This is a genomic window from Conexibacter stalactiti (assembly GCF_033542075.1).
Classification (GTDB): Bacteria; Actinomycetota; Thermoleophilia; order Solirubrobacterales; family Solirubrobacteraceae; genus Conexibacter; species Conexibacter stalactiti.
The window spans coordinates 14707-31504 of record NZ_JAWSTH010000008.1 but is presented as its reverse complement, the minus strand read 5'-3'; the positions used below and the strand labels follow the sequence as shown (position 1 = coordinate 31504).

Annotated in this window: 13 protein-coding genes and 3 tRNA genes; 10 read left to right on the top strand and 6 right to left on the bottom strand. The window is 72.5% G+C overall.

From position 1 onward, the window contains the following. The first annotated feature begins 74 nt into the window (after window positions 1-74). The 4 genes from R7226_RS05180 to R7226_RS05165 are packed head-to-tail and all read left to right on the top strand — an operon-like array spanning window position 75 to window position 4338. Window positions 75-983 (top strand): Rossmann-fold NAD(P)-binding domain-containing protein, encoded by a 909-nt coding sequence (locus tag R7226_RS05180; RefSeq protein WP_318595972.1) that lies wholly within the window; start codon window positions 75-77, stop codon window positions 981-983. Next, window positions 980-2218 carry an adenosylhomocysteinase gene (locus R7226_RS05175; RefSeq protein WP_318595971.1) on the top strand — a complete coding sequence of 413 codons (1239 nt, stop codon included), beginning with the start codon at window positions 980-982 and terminating at the stop codon, window positions 2216-2218. Before R7226_RS05180 ends, R7226_RS05175 begins: the two co-directional genes overlap by 4 nt. Next, window positions 2215-3522 carry an amidohydrolase family protein gene (locus tag R7226_RS05170; protein WP_318595970.1) on the top strand — a complete coding sequence of 436 codons (1308 nt, stop codon included), beginning with the start codon at window positions 2215-2217 and terminating at the stop codon, window positions 3520-3522. The genes R7226_RS05175 and R7226_RS05170 overlap by 4 nt, the downstream gene beginning before the upstream one ends. Before the next feature lie 60 nt (window positions 3523-3582). Beyond that, a complete protein-coding gene (locus R7226_RS05165; RefSeq protein WP_318595969.1) occupies window positions 3583-4338 on the top strand; it encodes a hypothetical protein in 756 nt (251 codons plus the stop codon). 6 nt (window positions 4339-4344) lie between these two features. Here the strand turns inward: R7226_RS05165 and R7226_RS05160 are convergent, their stop codons facing one another. Continuing rightward, window positions 4345-4905 carry a PadR family transcriptional regulator gene (locus R7226_RS05160; protein ID WP_318595968.1) on the bottom strand — a complete coding sequence of 187 codons (561 nt, stop codon included), beginning with the start codon at window positions 4903-4905 and terminating at the stop codon, window positions 4345-4347. A gap of 75 nt (window positions 4906-4980) precedes the next feature. Here R7226_RS05160 and R7226_RS05155 point away from each other — a divergent pair, with 75 nt between their 5' ends. Next, on the top strand, window positions 4981-6270 hold the full coding sequence (locus R7226_RS05155) for an NAD(P)/FAD-dependent oxidoreductase (protein ID WP_318595967.1): 1290 nt from the start codon (window positions 4981-4983) through the stop codon (window positions 6268-6270). Next, window positions 6267-7106 (top strand): alpha/beta fold hydrolase, encoded by an 840-nt coding sequence (locus R7226_RS05150; RefSeq protein ID WP_318595966.1) that lies wholly within the window; start codon window positions 6267-6269, stop codon window positions 7104-7106. The genes R7226_RS05155 and R7226_RS05150 overlap by 4 nt, the downstream gene beginning before the upstream one ends. Here the strand turns inward: R7226_RS05150 and R7226_RS05145 are convergent. The 4 genes from R7226_RS05145 to R7226_RS05130 form a co-directional block, all read right to left on the bottom strand. Beyond that, the gene (locus tag R7226_RS05145) at window positions 7093-8058 is read right to left on the bottom strand and encodes a sensor histidine kinase (protein WP_318595965.1); all 966 of its coding nucleotides are present in this window, start codon (window positions 8056-8058) and stop codon (window positions 7093-7095) included. The two genes, R7226_RS05150 and R7226_RS05145, sit on opposite strands and share 14 nt — an antisense overlap. Window positions 8059-8188: 130 nt before the next feature. Continuing rightward, the gene (locus tag R7226_RS05140) at window positions 8189-8926 is read right to left on the bottom strand and encodes an exonuclease domain-containing protein (protein ID WP_318595964.1); all 738 of its coding nucleotides are present in this window, start codon (window positions 8924-8926) and stop codon (window positions 8189-8191) included. A gap of 124 nt (window positions 8927-9050) precedes the next feature. Next, a complete protein-coding gene (locus R7226_RS05135) occupies window positions 9051-12155 on the bottom strand; it encodes an HD domain-containing protein (RefSeq protein ID WP_318595963.1) in 3105 nt (1034 codons plus the stop codon). A 227-nt stretch (window positions 12156-12382) separates the two neighbouring features. Further along, window positions 12383-12469 (bottom strand) — tRNA-Ser (locus R7226_RS05130). Between the two features lie 113 nt (window positions 12470-12582). Between R7226_RS05130 and R7226_RS05125 the strand changes: the two genes are divergently transcribed. Then, window positions 12583-12672: transfer RNA gene (locus R7226_RS05125), tRNA-Ser, on the top strand. 54 nt (window positions 12673-12726) lie between these two features. Here R7226_RS05125 and R7226_RS05120 read toward each other — a convergent pair. Further along, the gene (locus R7226_RS05120) at window positions 12727-13104 is read right to left on the bottom strand and encodes a cupin domain-containing protein (RefSeq protein ID WP_318595962.1); all 378 of its coding nucleotides are present in this window, start codon (window positions 13102-13104) and stop codon (window positions 12727-12729) included. 143 nt (window positions 13105-13247) lie between these two features. Between R7226_RS05120 and R7226_RS05115 the strand changes: the two genes are divergently transcribed. From R7226_RS05115 to R7226_RS05105, 3 genes are all read left to right on the top strand, one after another. Then, window positions 13248-13321, top strand: a tRNA-Arg gene (locus R7226_RS05115). Next, window positions 13307-13786 (top strand): Fic family protein, encoded by a 480-nt coding sequence (locus tag R7226_RS05110; RefSeq protein ID WP_318596046.1) that lies wholly within the window; start codon window positions 13307-13309, stop codon window positions 13784-13786. The genes R7226_RS05115 and R7226_RS05110 overlap by 15 nt, the downstream gene beginning before the upstream one ends. Window positions 13787-14777: 991 nt before the next feature. Next, the gene (locus R7226_RS05105; protein ID WP_318595961.1) at window positions 14778-16571 is read left to right on the top strand and encodes a lamin tail domain-containing protein; all 1794 of its coding nucleotides are present in this window, start codon (window positions 14778-14780) and stop codon (window positions 16569-16571) included. Window positions 16572-16798: the final 227 nt, after the last annotated feature.

Here is a 16798-nt window from a genome sequence, read left to right as displayed (position 1 = left end):
TCACGCAATCGTCACGACCCGCAGTTCCGCATTGACCCTGCGCAGGCGGCGCGCAGCCTCCTACACTCGCCCCAGTGGATCCGATCGACCCCTGCCCGCTGCTTGACGGCCTGTTGCGCGAGACGCTCGCCGACGGTGCCCTCGCAGGCCGCCGCGTCGCCCTCGCGGGGGAGCTCGACGGACCGCGCGCGACGCTCGCGGCAGTGCTCGCCGACGCCGGCGCCGAACTGGTGGAGGAGCGGCCGGAGCTGGCGATCGGCCCCTTCGCGCGCGAGCAGTACGGCCTCCGCGGCCTCGTCGAGCCCGGCACGGTGATGGGCGCCGTCGCGCACGCGCTCGACGCCCCGGTCGTCGCGATCGGCTGCTCGCCGGTCGCGCGGCTCGTCTTCTCCGCCGCGGCCGGCCCGGCGGTCGTGCAGGCGCTGCTGCGGCTGACGAACCTCTCGCTCGCCGGCCGCTGCGTCGCCGTGCTCGGCTACGGCGACGTCGGCGCCTCGGTCGCGCGCAGCGTGCGCGCGCTCGGCGGCCACGTCCACGTCGTCGAGGAGGAGCCGCTGTGCGCGCTCGCCGCCGCGCTCGACGGCCACCGCGTCAGCGAGGAGCTGGGCCCCGACGCCGAGATCGTGATCGCCTGCGAGCGGGCCGCCGCGATCGCCGAGCTGCCGGCCGGCGCGCTCGTCGCGAGCGCCCTGCCGGGCCGGCTGCCGCCGGTCCTCGGCGTCGTCGCGCGCGACGGGATCGTCCACGCCGCCGGCCGCGATGTGCTCGGCGGCGGCAGCGCGCTGCTCTCACCGGCCGGTGACGGGCTGGCGCCCGAGGCCGCCGACGCGCTGCTGACCTTGCAGGGGATGGCACTGCACCGCCTCGCCAGCGGCGAGCTGGAGACCGGCGTGCACCGGCTGCCGCACGAGCTGGAGGAGTCGGTCGCGCAGGCATGGCTGGAGCGGCGGACAGCGGGGGCGCGCACGTCGGAGCGGCTGTGAGCGGCGGCGCGGCGCGGATCGCGTGGGCGCGGGCGCGAATGCCTGTGCTGGCCGCGGTCGCGTCGCCGGGAGGCTCGGCCGCGCCGGGCGCCGACGGCGACGGCCTCAGCACGCTCGCTGACCGCCGCATCGCGATCTCGCTGCCGCTCGACCCGACGACGGCCGTGCTCGCGCTCACGCTGCGCGACGCCGGCGCGCAGGTCGCCGTGCACGCGCCCGCCGCGGAGACCGACGACGCCGTCGCCGACGCGCTCGCACACGCCGGGATCGCCGTCTTCGCGCGCTCGGACGCGACCGCGCCGGCCGCCGCCGTCGCGCTGCTCGACGGCCTGCTCGACACGCGCCCCGACCTGCTCGTCGACGACGGCGCGCACGCGCTCCGACGCGTCCACGACGTCCGCCGCGACGTGCTCGCGACGCTGCGCGGCGGCAGCGAGCAGACCACCAGCGGCGTGCGCCCGCTGCGCGAGCTGGCGGCCGCCGGCGAGCTGGCGATTCCCGTCCTCGCCGTCGATGACGCGCGCACGAAGCGGATCGCCGACAACGGCCACGGCACCGGCCAGTCGTGCGTCGCCGCCGTCCTCGACGTGAGCGGGATCCTGCTCGGCGGCAAGGCGGTCGCGGTCGCCGGCTACGGCCCGGTCGGTCGCGGCGTCGCGCGCCACGCGGCGGCGCTCGGGGCGCGCGTGACCGTCAGCGAGATCGATCCCCATCGCGCCTTGGAGGCGCTGCTCGACGGCCATGCGGTCGCGCCGCTCGCGCGTGCCGCGCAGACCGCCGACCTGCTCTTCTCCGCCACCGGGATCGCGCGAACGGTGCGGCTCGACGTGCTGCGGGCGCTGCCCGACGGCGCGCTCGTCGCGGTCGCCGGAGGCGTCGCCGGGGAGGTCGACGTCGGCGCGCTGCGAGCAGCCGCTGGCGGCTCGCCGCAGCCGCTCGCGCGCGACCTCGACGCCTACCGGCTCGACGGCCGGCGGCTGCTGTTGGTCGCCGGTGGCGAGTGCGTCAACGTCGCCGCCGCGGAGGGCAATCCGATCGAGGCGATGGACTGCTCGCTGGCGCTGCAGGCGCTCGCGCTCGCGCACCTGGCCGGCGACGGCGCGGGGCTCGCACCCGGGCTGCATCCGCTGCCGGCGGAGCTCGACGCGCGCGTCGCGCGGCTGCGGCTGGCGGCCGCGGGCGCCGAGCTGGAGCCGCGCAGCGCGACCGAGCGGATGGCGCGGGACTGGCGGTGAGCGCGCGGGCGGAGCGCGCGCTGGACGCGAGGGACGCGAGCCCGCCGGCCGCGACGCTGCACAGCGCCCCTTGGGTCGTCCCGATCGCGACCCCGCCGCTGCGCGACGGCGCGGTGCTGGTCGGCGACAACGGGCTGATCGCGGCGGTCGGGTCGCGTGCGCGGTTGCGCGCGGCCCACCCCGAGGTGCCTGAGCAACGCTGGGAGGGGACGCTGCTGCCGGGGCTCGTCAACGCTCACACGCACCTGCAGTACAGCGATCTCGACGCGCTCGGCGCCGTGTCGTACGACGGCTTCGAGGCGTGGTGCGCGGCCTTCGACGCGCGCTATCCGCAGGTCTCCGGCGCCGCCGCGTGGGGCGACGCCGCGCGTCGGGGATTGGAGCTGTCGCTGCGCGCCGGCGTCACCTGCTTCGGCGACGTCGTGACCGACGACGCTGCGCGCGAGGTGCTCGCCGCCGCGGGCGTCGCCGGGGTCGCCTTCCTGGAGACGCTCGGCGACGACGAGGCCGGCTGGGCGGCCGGCGGCCGCGACCGCTTCCTCGCGCGGGTGGAGGGTGCTGCGCGCCACCTCGGCATCTCCCCGCACGCCCCGTACAGCGTCGACACCGCCGTGATCGCCGACCTCGGGCGGATCGCGCGTGCGCGCGGGCTGCGGCTGCACGCCCATCTCGCCGAGTCGCGGCTCGAACATGAGCTGGTGCTCGCCGGCAGCGGGCGGCTGGCGGCGCTCGTGCGCGACTGGGGCTGGAGCCTCGCGCTGCTGGAACGCGGCGGTGCCGGCGTCAGCCCCGCGCGCTACCTCGACGACACGCTCGCGCTCGGACCCGACTGCCATGTCGCGCACGGCGTCGCGCTCGACGCCGCCGACCGCGCGCTGCTGCGCGAGCGCGGCACGGCGGTCGCGCTCTGCCTGCGCTCGAACCTGACGATCGGCGTCGAGCCGCCGCCGCTGGCCGCCTACCTGGCGGAGCGCTCCCCGCTCTGCGTCGGGACCGACTCGCTCGCCTCGGCGCCGTCGCTCGACCTGCTCGGCGAACTGCCGCCGCTGCGGGGGCTCGCGCGCGAACAGGGCTACGGCGGCGACGACCTCGACGCGCGCCTGCTGCATGCCGCGACCGCCGGAGGCGCCGCCGCGCTCGGGCTCGCCGGGACGGTCGGCGCGCTCGTTCCTGGAGCGCGCGCCGACCTCGCGATCCTCGACGTCACGCCGGAGCGGGGCGAGGCGGTCGAACGCGCCGTCGTCGCGCGCGGCGCGGGCGCGTGCGTCGCGACGCTCGTGCGGGGCGTTGTGCGACCACGCTAGGGCTGATGCTGGGGTGGGGACACGCTGTCATCCCTGCCGCCCGCGCGTAGCTTCGGCGGCATGAGAACGAACCGCTTCCCCGTGCTGCTGGCGGCGCTCGCGCTCGCCGGCAGCAGCGCGGGCGCCGTCGCGCTGCCGACGGCCGCGCACGCCGCGATCCCGACGCTGCAGAACGCGACCTTCAAGGTCTCGCTGAGAGCGACGCAGACGACCAGCTGGAGCCGCGAGCCGATGGGCTCGATCGCCGACTGCTCGCCGATCGTGCGCTTCAGCGGCAGAGGGACCGAGCAGGTCTCGGTCACGCTCAAGCCGGCGAAGTTCACCGCCTGGCGGACCGCCGGTGAGGTCACCTTCCTCGGCGATCCCGGCAAGGACGGCTTCGGCATCAACACGGCGATGAAGATCGCGCGCAACGGCGTCGAGCAGGCCGAGGAGGTCGCCGGCAGCTGCATGGGCAACCCCGGAAGAGTCACCAGCACCGGACCCTACGACTGCGGCAGCAAGCGCAACAACGTCTCGCCGTCGATCACGCTCGCCGGCGGCCGCGTCAGGCTGAAGCTCGGCGACGGCCTGCCGGCGCCGCTGATCTCGCCCAAGTTCAGAACCTGCCCTGCCTACGCCAACCCCGCCGTGGAGCTGAACGGCATCACGGAGATCCCGTCGCTGGAGAAGATCGCCGCCGGCGAGCTGTTCGGGACGTTCAGACAGCACATCCTGCTCGCGCGCAGAACGTTCAAGCTCAGCGGCGGCGGCTATCGCGGCACGACGACGGTCGCGTGGGAGATCACGCTCACGCGCACCGGCGCTGTCCGCTGAGAGCGCTCAGCTCGCGGCGGGCGGCTCGGCGGCGATCGGCGCGCTCAGCGTGGCGAGGAAGCCGTCGATCGCCTCGATCGCCATCTGGTGGTACGTGAGGCCGGCGCCGAGCGTGAGAAGCGGGCCGCCGTCGGGTGCCAGCGCCCATCTCTCGTCGGTCAGCAGCGGCCGCAGCTCGGCGAGCTTGCGGACGTGCCAGGCACGGCGGGCGCGCAGCAGCGGCTCCGGGTCGCTGCCGGCGAAGATCTTCAGCAGCGCCTCGTCGCGCAGCTGCGGCGGCGCCGCCTCGGCCCGCGCCGCCCACGCGGCGAGCGCCTCGCGGCCGGCGTCGGTGAGGTCGTAGAGCTTGCGCCGCCGGCCGTGCTGCTCCTGGCGCTCGGACAGGTAGCCGGCGGCGGCCAGCCGCGTCGGCTCGGCGTAGAAGGTCGTGTGCGGAACCGGCCAGAAGTTCTCGATCGACTCCGTCAGCGCCTGCTTGAGGTCGTACGGCGTCGCCTCGCCGATGTTGGCGAGCAGCGCGAGCACGGCGTAGGAGGTCCCGCTCAGTTTGATCGGCTTGTGTTCCATGGTGCGACCCGTATAGTACGCCCTGCACTGTCAGAAACCGGAGCGACGACTGACCTGGGAGCTGATGAGATGGGTGTGACCGAAGCGCAGACGCCGTCGCGGGCGACACGTCCGGGCCGGGCTGAGGAGTTCGACGCCGTCATCGTGGGCGGCAGCCTCGCAGGTAGCGCGGCGGCGATCGCGCTCGGGCGCGCCGGCGCGCGCGTCGCGCTCGTCGAGCAGCGGCCCGATCCGCAGGCCTACAAGCAGGTCTGCTCCCACTTCATCCAGGCCTCCGCGGTCCCGGCGCTCGAACGCCTCGGGCTGCTGCAGCCGATGCTCGACGCCGGCGCCGTCCGCTCCAGCTTCCGCATCTGGACGCGCTGGGGCTGGATCGTGCCGCCGCCGGACGCGCGCCGCGCCGGGATCAACCTGCGCCGCTCGCTGCTCGATCCGCTGCTGCGCGACACGGCGCTCGCGACGCCCGGCGTCGAGTCGCTGCTGGGCCACACGGCCGTCGACCTCGTCGGCGGCGCCGGCGAGCGCGTGCGCGGCGTCGTCGTGCGCGACCGCGGCGGGGCGGAGCGCGAGCTGCGCGCGCGGCTGACCGTCGGCGCCGACGGGCGCGGCTCCAGAGTCGCGAGACTGGCCGGCGTCGCGACGCGCACGACGCCGCACGGCCGCTTCGCCTACGGCACCTACTTCGAGGGCGGCGCGCCCGACCACGCGCCCGACGCCTCGCTGTGGATGTGCGACCCGCAATGGGCCGCCGGCTTCCCGACCGACTCCGGCCTGACCTTCTACGCGGCGATGCCGACGAAGGAGCGGCTGCCGGAGTTCCGCCGCGACCCGCTCGCCGCGCTCGTCAAGCTGCTCGCCGACCTGCCCGACCCGCCGCCGATCCACGAGGCGAGAGCGGTCGACACGGTCAAGGGCAAGATCGAGATGCCCAACGTCGAGCACGAGCCGATCGCGCCGGGGCTGGCGCTCGTCGGCGACGCGGCGCTCGCGACCGATCCGCTGTGGGGGATCGGCTGCGGCTGGGCGCTGCAGTCGGCCGAATGGCTCGCCGACGCCGTCGGCGCGCCGCTCGCCGCCGGGCCGGGCGCCGACGACGCGCTCGACGGCGGCCTCGCGCGCTACCGCCGCCGCTGGCGCCGCGGCATGATCGGTCACGCGCGCGTGATCGAGGACTTCTCCCCGGGCCGCCGGCTCAACCCCGGCGAGCGGTTCGTCTTCTCCGCGGCCGTCCACGACGGCAAGCTCGCGGCGACGATGGACGCGTTCGGCTCGCGCTCGATCTCGCCTGGTCGCGCGCTCGCCAGAGCGCTGCCGCGGGCGGCCGCCGTGCACGCGCGGCAGGCGCGCAAGGCGGTGGCGGCATGAGCACGCTCGACGTCGCCGGGACCCGCACGCGGCTGCGCACCGCCGGCCCGCAGGACTCCGCCGAGGCGGTCGTCTTCGTCCACGGCAATCCCGGCTCGGCCGACGACTTCGGCCGCTTCGTCGATGCCGTCGGCGCGCTCGGCCTGCGCGCCGTCGCGTTCGACCTGCCCGACTTCGGCGAGACGGTCGCGCCGGCCGGCTTCGAGCACACCGTCGGCGGCTACGCCAGCTTCGTCGACGCGGTGCTGGAGACGCTCGCGATCGAGCGCGTCCACCTCGTCGTGCACGACTTCGGCGGGCCGATAGGTCTCGCCTGGTCGGCTGGCCGGCCCGACCGGCTCGCGAGCGTGACGCTGATCGACACCGGAGTCCTGCCCGGCTACAGATGGCACGCGCTGGCGCGCATATGGCGAACCCCGGTGCTCGGCGAGCTGTTCCAGTACACCGCGACACGGCCCGCCTTCCGCATGATCGTCAACCGCAGCGAGCCGCGCGGGCTGCCGCGCGAGTTCCTCGACGGGATGTACGACCACTACGACCGCCGCACCCGCCGCGCGGTCCTGAAGCTCTACCGCGCGACCGGCGACCCCGGCGCGGGCGGGAGAGAGCTGGCCGCTCTGCTGGCGCCGCGCGACCTGCCGGCGCTGGTGATCTGGGGCGAGCACGACGCCTACCTCGCGGCCGAGTACGCCGAGCGCCAGCGGGACGTCTTCCCGAGCGCCGACGTGCACGTGCTGCCGGCGAGCGGCCACTGGCCGTACGCCGACGCGCCGGAGACGGTCGAGCGGCTGCTCGTCGCCCACCTGCAGAAGGCGGCGGCGCTCAGCCCAGCGTGACGTGCAGGCGCACCGTCGTGCCGGCCGCGCCGGTGCGCACCTGCACGAGGTCGCACAGCTGACGCGCGAGCCAGAGGCCGCGGCCGCTCGGCTGCGTGACCGCCGGCTCGACGTTGCCGGCGAGCGGGTCGGACATCCCGGCGCCGCGGTCGGCGACCTCGCAGAGGAACTCGCCGTCGGCGGTCCAGGTGCGCAGGACGGCGTCGCCGCCGCCGTGGGTGCAGGCGTTCGCGGCGACCTCGTGGGCGGCGAAGGTCATGTCGGAGATGCGCGCGCCCGGCACGCCCGCGCGCTGAGCCTGCGCGGCGACGAAGCCGCGCAGCGCGTGCAGGTCGGTGTCGACCTGCTGCTCGGCGACCGGCGTCGCGGCCGGCTCCAGCGCGACCGCGTCGAGCGCGGCCGAGAGGCTGCGCAGGTCGACGTAGGTGGGGTTCTCGCGCAGCTGCTGCGACGGCTCCAGCAGCTGCGGGTGGGCGCGCAGCGCGTCGGCGATCACCGTCTCCGGCAGCGCGGCGGCGTCGTAGGAGCACAGCAGCGTCAGCGGCAGCGCGGCGAAGGCGACGTTCAGCAGCGCCTCGTAGCGCGTCCACTCGCGCGCGGCGGCGGCCGTGCGATTGGGCGCGAACGGCTCGGCAAGCACGCGCACGCGTCGCTGCGGCGCGATCGCGGAGACGCCGCCGGTGTTGCGCTCGACCCAGCGGCGGTAGGCGACGAGCGCTCTCCACGGCGTCGTGAGCCAGGCGTCGGCGGGGTGGAGGTCGACGGCGGCGGCGTCGGCGCCGAGCGCCTCGCGCAGCAGCGCGACGTTGCGCGCGCTCGTGATCGCGAGACAGGGCTCGCCGTGCTCCAGCCCGTCGCGCAGGAAGGGAACGGCGGACGTGAGGAACTGCGCGGGCGTCGCGTAGACGAGTGCCGGGTGGCAGAGGTCCGCGGTATGGCCCGAACAGAGCACGGCGCGCGATGCTACATACCGGCCGCCGTTCGGCTGGGTGCCGCGGGGGTGCTGCAAGCGGAGTTGCGTCCGCTGGGGTGCGGCGCGGGCGCGCTCGCGCCGTGAGCGCGCGCTCCTCGCGCGCGTCCGCTCAGGCGGCGAGCTGCTGCTGCGTGAGCGGCAGCGGCGCGTGAGAGACGACCGGCCACTCGCGCTCGACCTGCTCCTGCCGGCCCTGCTCCTGGAAGTACAGCTCCAGCGAGGCGGCCTGCTCGGCGGCCCACACGATCTGCTGAGCGTGCAGCAGCGCCAGCTCGGTCTCGCGCAACTCCTCGATCGCCTGTGCCAGCCGCCAGGCGACGCGCGCGGCGGCGACCGCGTCGGCGTTCGCGTCGTGGGCGGCGTCGAGCCGCACGCGGTAGTGCTCGCAGACGGCGCCGAGCGTGCGCTTCCCGCGCCGGAAGCGGTCGAACTGCTTGTCGAGCACGAACGGGTCGACGACCAGCATGCGGTCGGCGCCGACGCGCTCGATCAGCGGCACGATTCCGTAGCGGCGCGCCTCGCGGTCGAGCGTCGTCAGGTCGAAGCGGGCGTTGAAGGCGATCACGGGCGTGCCCTGCAGCAGCTGGTCGGCGAGCAGCGCGGTGATCTCGTGGACCGCCTCGGCGCTCGCGACACCTTCGGCCCGTGCCCGCTCGGTCGTGATCCCGTGCACGGCGGTCGCTCCCGCGGGGATCTCGACGCCGGGATCGACGATCCAGTTGTGGCTCTCGGTCGGGCGGCCGTCGCCGACGAGGCTGACCGCTGCCGTCACGATGCGGTCGCTCTGCGGATCGACGCCGGTCGTCTCGATGTCGAACGCGGCAAGGCGGCGCATGTGCCAGCTCATGCGGCGGATGGTGAACGGTCGCCCGGACGGCTCCCGGCGGGCGGCGGGCGAGTGGCGGCGCGCGGCGCTCGGCTCAGCGCCGTGAGAAGCGACCGCGCGTGCCGCGATGTGGAAGGACGGCGCGTTACGTGGGCCGGTCGCCCCGTGCGGCCGGATGCGCGCCGTTGCGCGTCAGTTCGACGACCTCGCCAGCGGGAACGGGCAGGACGTCGGCAGGCTCGGTCGTGCAGCCCCCGGGGCGGAACGTGGTGAGCGAGCTTGTCCTCCCGTCGTCGCCGGTGACGAACGAGGAGAGAATCGAGACGGTGCCAGCTTCGATTCCGGCGTCCACGAGCAACCGGTGCGCTTCTTCGGTCAGCTCCGGGTACGCCTCGCCGAACGCCGTCCAGATCTCGTCGGCATCGTCTCGCATGAAGATCCAGGCGGCGACGACATGCGCGGCGGAGCGCGTGACGGCCTCCGGTTGCTCCAGGAGGACGACGGGGTTCACCGCTGCGTGGAGCTCGTCGTGATCTGACCTGTTCAGCAGCCTGATCGTCGGATGCGTCGTGTTGAGGTACGTCGTCTCGGCGAACCGTATGGCCGCGACCTCCCGCCATTCCGGGTAGAACCAGTCCCGATACGGCTCGGCGCCGGGCAGCGGTTCGCGAACCCATACCGGCAGCGCGCCGATGACCTTGTCCTCGTCGACCACCGCGAAGACCGCGTCTGGTGGGAACGCGAGTCCGAACTCGCTGTTGGATATCGAGGCGCGCCGGTGCGCCGTGACCGACAGCGGTGCCAGCGCGGTCACCGCGCGCGAGCTCAGCGTCAAACCGTCGCCGCGTCCGCCGAAGAGGTCGCTCGGTTCCGCCGGGAACGTCGTCGCCGGGAAGGTGACCGGGCTCCACCGTTGCCCTTCGCCTTCGTCGGCGTGCACGAACCACCACCAGGGCGGCGTGTGATCCCCCGGATCGAGCTCGGCGAGCGCGAAGTTGAGCTGTGCGATCTCCGCGGCAGCATGCTCGACGGCAAACGCCTCGCGGAGGCTCTCCAGCCGCTGGCGCACGAACTCGAAGACGGCTTCCGACCGCTCGGTGAAGGCGATGCTCTCCCGGCTCACCGTTGGGCTCGCGACCTCGTCGGAGGTGAGGTCGAGTGAGAGCAGTCCGCCTGTCTGAAGGTCGCCGGGCATGAGGTCGAGCAGCTGAGGGGCATCGTCGTCGGCATCGTCGTCGATCGCGTCCACCTGCATCCCAAACCAGCTGAACCAGGTCTTCGACGGCGGGACGACCGCCTTGGCCGCGCCATCGCCGTCGACGTCGACGAGGTTCATCAACGACGGTCCGTGGGGCGTCTCGTACCACGGGACCAGCACCCGGTAGTAGCCGAGACGATCAGGCAGCTCACCGTCTTCGACGAGCCACCTGAGTCTTCTCCAATACTCCTCACGCGCACGTTCCCGCGCGATCTGATCTCGTCGTGAGACGTCCGGCGAGACGGGCAGGTTGCCGGACAGCCAGTCGGCACCGAACGCCGTGCTGTCGCCGGCGTCCGCCGGAGGCGGCGCCCATCCCGGATCCCAGCGCAGCGCCTCGCTCGTTCCGTCCGGGAACGAACACTCGAACGTGCATGGCACGCGGAGGACCGTTCGCTCGACGTAGGCGCGCAGCTCGGCGGCCAACTCGTCGAGCGAGCCGTGCAGGTGCGCGCCCAGGGGAACCGCGACGACCGTGCCGTGGCGGTGATCAGTGCCGCGGCGGAGCTCGCCGAACGTGTCAGGGCCGCCGGTCGTGAATCTCCAGGTGATCCCATCGTGGTCCTCGGCGTGGGACGCACGTCTGCTCTCCACCGACAGGGAGTCGCCGAGCATGAAGTAGGAGAGCACGCCGATCCCGAAGCGCGCCGTCCGTTCGAGCGAGAATCCGGCCGCCTCGCAGCGCCGCTCGAGGTCGCGGTCGTCGTGCCGCTTCCCCGAGCCGCTGACGAGGAAGCGTTGCAGGATGCGCTCCTTGGTCATCCCGACGCCGGTGTCACTGCACGTCAGCGTCGCGCCGCCGTCGTCGTCGACACTCAGCTCGACGCGGACGAGATGGCGTCGCCGCAGATGGGTGACACCATCGGGATCGTGGGCATCGGGCCAGCCGAGCCGCTCCCGAGCCATCGACTCGTTGACGGCGTCGAACGCGTTCTGCAGCATCTCGCGGAGCGCGGCCCACTCGTTCCCGTACAGCTCGGTGCCGCCGAGCAAGCGCAGCACGCGCCCGACGTCGGGGCGGAACGTGCCGTCGATGTACTCGTAGCTGTCGTCGAGCGAATCGATCGTCGCGCGCACGTGCGACTCGAACGGCCAATGGTTCGGCAGCTCGCGTCTCAGGTTCGGGGCAACGGACAGGCGCTTCTCGTCAGCCAGCCGGCGGCAGAGACGGAGCTCCGAATCGATCGCGGCGACAACATCGAGCACGGCTTTGTGCGTCGGTGCGTCGCCGGGCCGTGCGACGACCACGAAGCCGTAGTCCTCGAGCACGACCGTGATCGCATGGTCGCGGCGCCAGAAGATCTCGCTCGTTCTGTCGACGGAGCGGTGGCGGAAGATCACGTCGGGCGTGCGTCCCGGATCCATGTCGAGGATGTCGGCGACACGCAGGAGCACGGCGCAATGGCGCAGGTGGAGGACCTCGGCGGGGCTTCCGACCAGCTGCGGGTCGAAGTCGGGGCTGCTCAGGCGCTCGTAGCCCTCGTGGTGGCTTCGGCAGATGCGCACGAGATGGTCGATCCAGCCGGGGTAGAGCGATGCCGAGGCATTGTTGCGCGCGGCCCAGTCCCGGACCCACTCCTCGCTCCAGTCGTTGTGTCGTGACCGTGAGTAGTGCGCAACGGCGAGTCGTGCCTCGCGCAGTTGGTTGATGCTCGGCCGTCCTTCGGCCAGCGGCGGCACGAGCCCGTCGCGCTCGTCGTCGAGCCAACGTTGGAAGTGCAGTGCGTCCGTGGCCGGCAGCGCTTCCATGCCGACGGCCAAGAGCGCGTCGTAGTGCGCTTGGATGCGACCGAGCGCCGGCGTCATCCCAACGTCATGGGCATAGGCGGCGGCAAGCGTGAAGCCGAGGTCGAAGGCGCTGACCTCCTTGACTTGCGACCCGAGAAGGTCAGCGCCCCACGACGCGACGCGGAACGAGTGAAGATCGTCATGGAGCGTGAAGTTCGGGTCGCCGGTGCCCGCCGAGGACAGGATGAGGTCGAGCTCCGTCAACAGCGGATCGATCGATCTCATGACGTGCGCGGCGGCGTCCGAACCACCCCTCGCGCGCTCCGTCAGCTCCCCCCACAGCGCGCTCTCGCGCCACGCCCCCGCTTGTGCTGTCGCCATTGCGTGAGTTTACGGTTCAACGCGGGAGCGGTCGCGACTACGCGATCGAGCGCGCGAAGGCGACTCCGGGAGAGTCGCCTTCGGCTGAGCGCACGTACGTCTGCGGGTGACGGAGGGGGAGGGATTCGAACCCTCGAAGGGCTTGCACCCTTGCTGGTTTTCAAGACCAGTGCGTTCAACCGCTCCGCCACCCCTCCGGGACGCGGCAGGACCGATGCTAATGGACGGGCGCGAAGCGGTCGTCCGACCCGGCGGTTCGACACAACATGCATCGCGGCGCCGAAGCCTCTAGACTCACGACTCCTCACCGGGACAGGTGGCCGAGCGGCTGAAGGCGCTCCCCTGCTAAGGGAGTATGGGGTTTAGAGCTCCATCGAGGGTTCGAATCCCTCCCTGTCCGTCCAGTCGAAGGCCCCGCGAGAGCGGAGCTTTCGGCGTTCCCGCGCGGCGCGGTTCAGCCGCCGGCCCACTCCGCGAACGACGCCTCGAAGCCGCCGGGGATGAAGACGTTGAAGGCCGTCGCCGGCTCGGCGGTGCGGTTCTCGAAGTCGTGCAGCATGCCGGCTGGGATCCGCAGGAAGGTGCCGCACGGCGCGTCGATCCACTCGTCGCCGACGCGGAACGCCATCGTGCCCTCCGTGACGAGGAACAGCTCCTCGTTGTGCTCGTGCAGATGCGCTCCGGGCCCGCTGCCGTGGGGTGCGACCGACCACTCCGAGACGCAGTAGCGGTCGCCGCTCTCCGGCCCGTCGGCCTTGAAGACCCCGCGCATCGGGCCGATCTCGTACGCGCGCCCGGCGCCCGGCGGGAGGATGATCGCTCGTTCGCTCATCGACCCGGTTCTACCCGCCAGCCCGCGCGGCGTCTTGGACGGATGGGAACCGCACCGGTCGCGCCGGCGCGACCGCGCGGCGCCGCGCTGACCGGCCGGCCGTCACGTCCGTCGCCGGCCGGCTATCATTCCGCGTCCCGCTTGCGCCCGTAGCTCAGCTGGATAGAGCGTCGGTCTACGGAACCGAAGGTCAGAGGTTCGAATCCTCTCGGGCGCGTATCGGACGAAAAGCCCTGCGAAAGCGGGGCTTTTCTCGTTCACGCGGTGGTTTGGCGCGGGTCCTTGCGCAGCCCGCCCGGGTGAGGGAGTACCAGCAGGGAGTACCAAACGGCCCCGACGACGAGGACGTGCGGCTCCTGGGGGCCAAACTGGCCGACGACCCGCGTGTCGGCGATTCGCCGCCTCGTTCGGCGGGTCGGACGCCTACCCGGGCTTGATCGAGCAGGCTGCGGGGCGGATCACGCATCTCGCGCAGAATCACCCGCTGCCGGACGGCAACAAGCGCGTCTCATTCCTGCTGATGGTCCGCTTCCTTGGTGCGAACGGTGCTGCGTGGGGCGAGCCGGACATCGACGACGACGCCGGAACGGTCGAGCGGATCGCGGCCAGCCGTCAGAGCCCGCGCGAGCTTCGCGAACCGCCTCAAGGCCGACCGCCATGGCCTCATCCTCTGAGAGGTTGAAACGCTTCTGAAGTCGGCCGACGGTGGGTCGCGTCTCTGTATCGCGGCTGGTCCATCACCGGCCCTGATCGCGGCCGGCAGGTCCGGTGCCGGTCCCTGCGGTTCAGTCGCGGCGGCCGGCGCGGCGAGACCGAGCAGGGTGGCGGCGAGGGGTCCGAGCAAAGAAGGGACCCAGGTCCCTTTCGCGCAAGCTCCGGCGCATCGCACGATGAGCGGTGAGCCAGAGCCCGCAGCCGACGCCGCTGACCCCGGCTGGCGACCGCCAGGCGCCGACCCTCAGCAAGCTCAGCCTCACGCCCGCACGTTTCCGCGTCGCGGCCCGCCCCGCGCGCCTCCCCCGCGCCACGGTCCTGCGCTACCGGCTCAGCGAGCCGGAGACGGTCACGGTGACGATCACGAGATCGGGCCGCTCGGCGATCCTCGGCACCCTCACCCGCCGCAGTCCTGCCGGGCGCTGCCCGCCTCGCCGTCAGCGGTCGCTTCCGCGGCAAGCCGCTGCCCCCGGGCCGCTACCGCATGACGATCCGCGCGGCCGACGTCGCCGGCAACCGCAGCGCCGCCAAGGCCGTCAGCTTCCGCGTCGGCTGACCACCGTCTCCCGGCTCCGGCGACGTCGATACAACCGAAGGTCAGAGGTTCGAATCCTCTCGGGCGCGCTGCGACGCGAAACCGCGACGCGCCGGCCCGGCGTTCACATCGACGTCAGCACGTCGCGGGCCACTCGGGGCGCGGGCCATGCGGTGTTAACAGACCGTGATCGACTGGCCGGTTGTTCGATCGCGCTTCACTGCGGATTCACGGCGAATTCACAACCTGCCCCGGCGACGTGCGGTTAGCTTCATCGAGCCAGCGGCCTTCCACCGAAGTCCGGGCCACCAGACGACGGGGGAGCGCCGAGAGGCGCGACGTCGTGTTGCGCCGCGGAGTGAGTCGCGGTTCGGCACGGCGCACAGTTAAATAGTCAGCATCATCAATCGTTAGGGGACGCATGATGAAGTTCGAATTGCCTCGTGACCGAGTCGCGCGGATTCGCCGTGGCGCGGTCGTCGGCGCGGCTGCCGCCTGCACCGCCCTCGCCTTCGGGGTCGCGCCGGCCTCGGCGGTCACCACCAACCTGACCGACGTCGAGATCAACGAGGTCGAGTCCAACGGCGACGCCGTCAACGGCGACTGGATCGAGCTCTACAACACCGGTCTCGCCATCAACGACGAGGTCGACCTCTCGGGCGTGATCCTGTCCGACAGCGACAACAGCCACCGCTTCGTCATCCCGGCCAGAACCTACCTGGGTGTCAACGAGTGGGCCGCCTTCCGCGTCGACGACCCGGCCGTCTCGGGCAACTTCGGCCTCGGCGCCGCCGACTCCGCGCGGCTGTTCCCGGCCAACACCGTCGACCTCAGCGCGGTCTCGCCGACCGACACCTACTCGTGGACGGCTCACGCGGCGACCACCTACGGCGCCAGACCGGAGGGTTCGAGCACGTTCTCGACCACCGCGGCGGGCACGTTCGGCGACGCCAACGACTTCGGCCTCCCGCCGGTCGGCAACATCACCGGCGTCAGACTCAACGAGGTCGAGTCCAACGGCGACGCCACGAACGGCGACTGGGTCGAGCTGTACAACACGACCGGCTCGGCGATCAACATCGACGGCGCGATCATCACCGACAGCGACCCGGCGCATCAGTTCGTCGTCCCGGCCACGACGCCGAACCTGCCCGCGGGCGGCTACGTCGCCTTCCGCCTCGACGACCCGCTCGTCACGGGCAACTTCGGTCTCGGCTCCTCCGACGCCGTGAGACTCTACGCCCCCAACGACATCACGCTCAGAACGGTCGTCGACCAGTACTCGTGGTCCGCGCACGCGACCGTCACCTATGGACGCAACGTCGCCGGCGCCGGCAGCTGGGTCCAGACGACGGTCAGCACGTTCGCCGCGGTCAATCAGTTCAGAGCGATCACGGCCCCCGACCTGACCGGCGTGGTCATCAACGAGGTCGAGAGCCACGGCGACGACAGAAACGGCGACTGGATCGAGCTCAAGAACACGACCGGGAGCAGCGTGACCCTGGACGACGCGATCCTGTCCGACAGCAACAACAGCAACGTCTTCCGGATCCCCGCCGCCACCCCGGACCTCGCCGCCGGAGCGGTCGCGGCCTTCCGCGTCGACGACCCGGCCCTCGGCAGCGCGCAGTTCGGCCTGGGCGACTCCGACGCGGCTCGCCTCTTCAGAGCCGACGCCGTCGACCTGGCCAGAGCGGCGGTCGTCTCCGACGAGCTGTGGGGCACGCACGCGCTGCAGACCTACGGGCTTGACGGCAGCGGCGTGTTCAGAGCCACCAACAAGAGCACCTACGCGGCGGCGAACGACTTCACCTCCACGGTGACGCCCGACATCTCCTACGTCGTGCTCAACGAGGTCGTCACCACCGGTGACGCCGTCAACGGCGACTGGGTCGAGCTGCTCAACACCTCCGGCAGCACGATCGACATCAGCGGCGCGATCATCGCCGACAGCACCAACACCAACACGTACACGATCCCGGCCAGCACGCTGCTCGCGGCCGGCAGAACGTTCGTGCTCAGAACCGCCACGGGCGGCTTCGGCTTCGACGGCAACGACGCGGTCCGCCTCTTCCGCGCCGGGGCCACGGTCGGGACCTCGATCCCGGTCGACCACCACGAGTGGAGCGAGCACGCGGTCGGGTCGTTCGCCCGCCAGTCGGCCGGTCTGGGCGACTGGATCGTCGACGCCACCCCGTCGTACAACGCCGCCAACTGAGAGCGACGTCTGAAGCTCATCGTTGAGGTGAGCGGCTGAGGGATCGCTTGCTTCACCGTGTCAATTGCGGATGCCGCCGGGGTCTTTGCGCCCCGGCGGCGTTCGTCGTGAACGACTCGTTACTTGCGCAAAGAGTTGACACAGCATCGTCACAGCAAAGTAACGACTTGAGAGACGACTGCGTACACGATGGCGTGGTTATGGGCGTCGGCCGCGGGGCGGCGCGC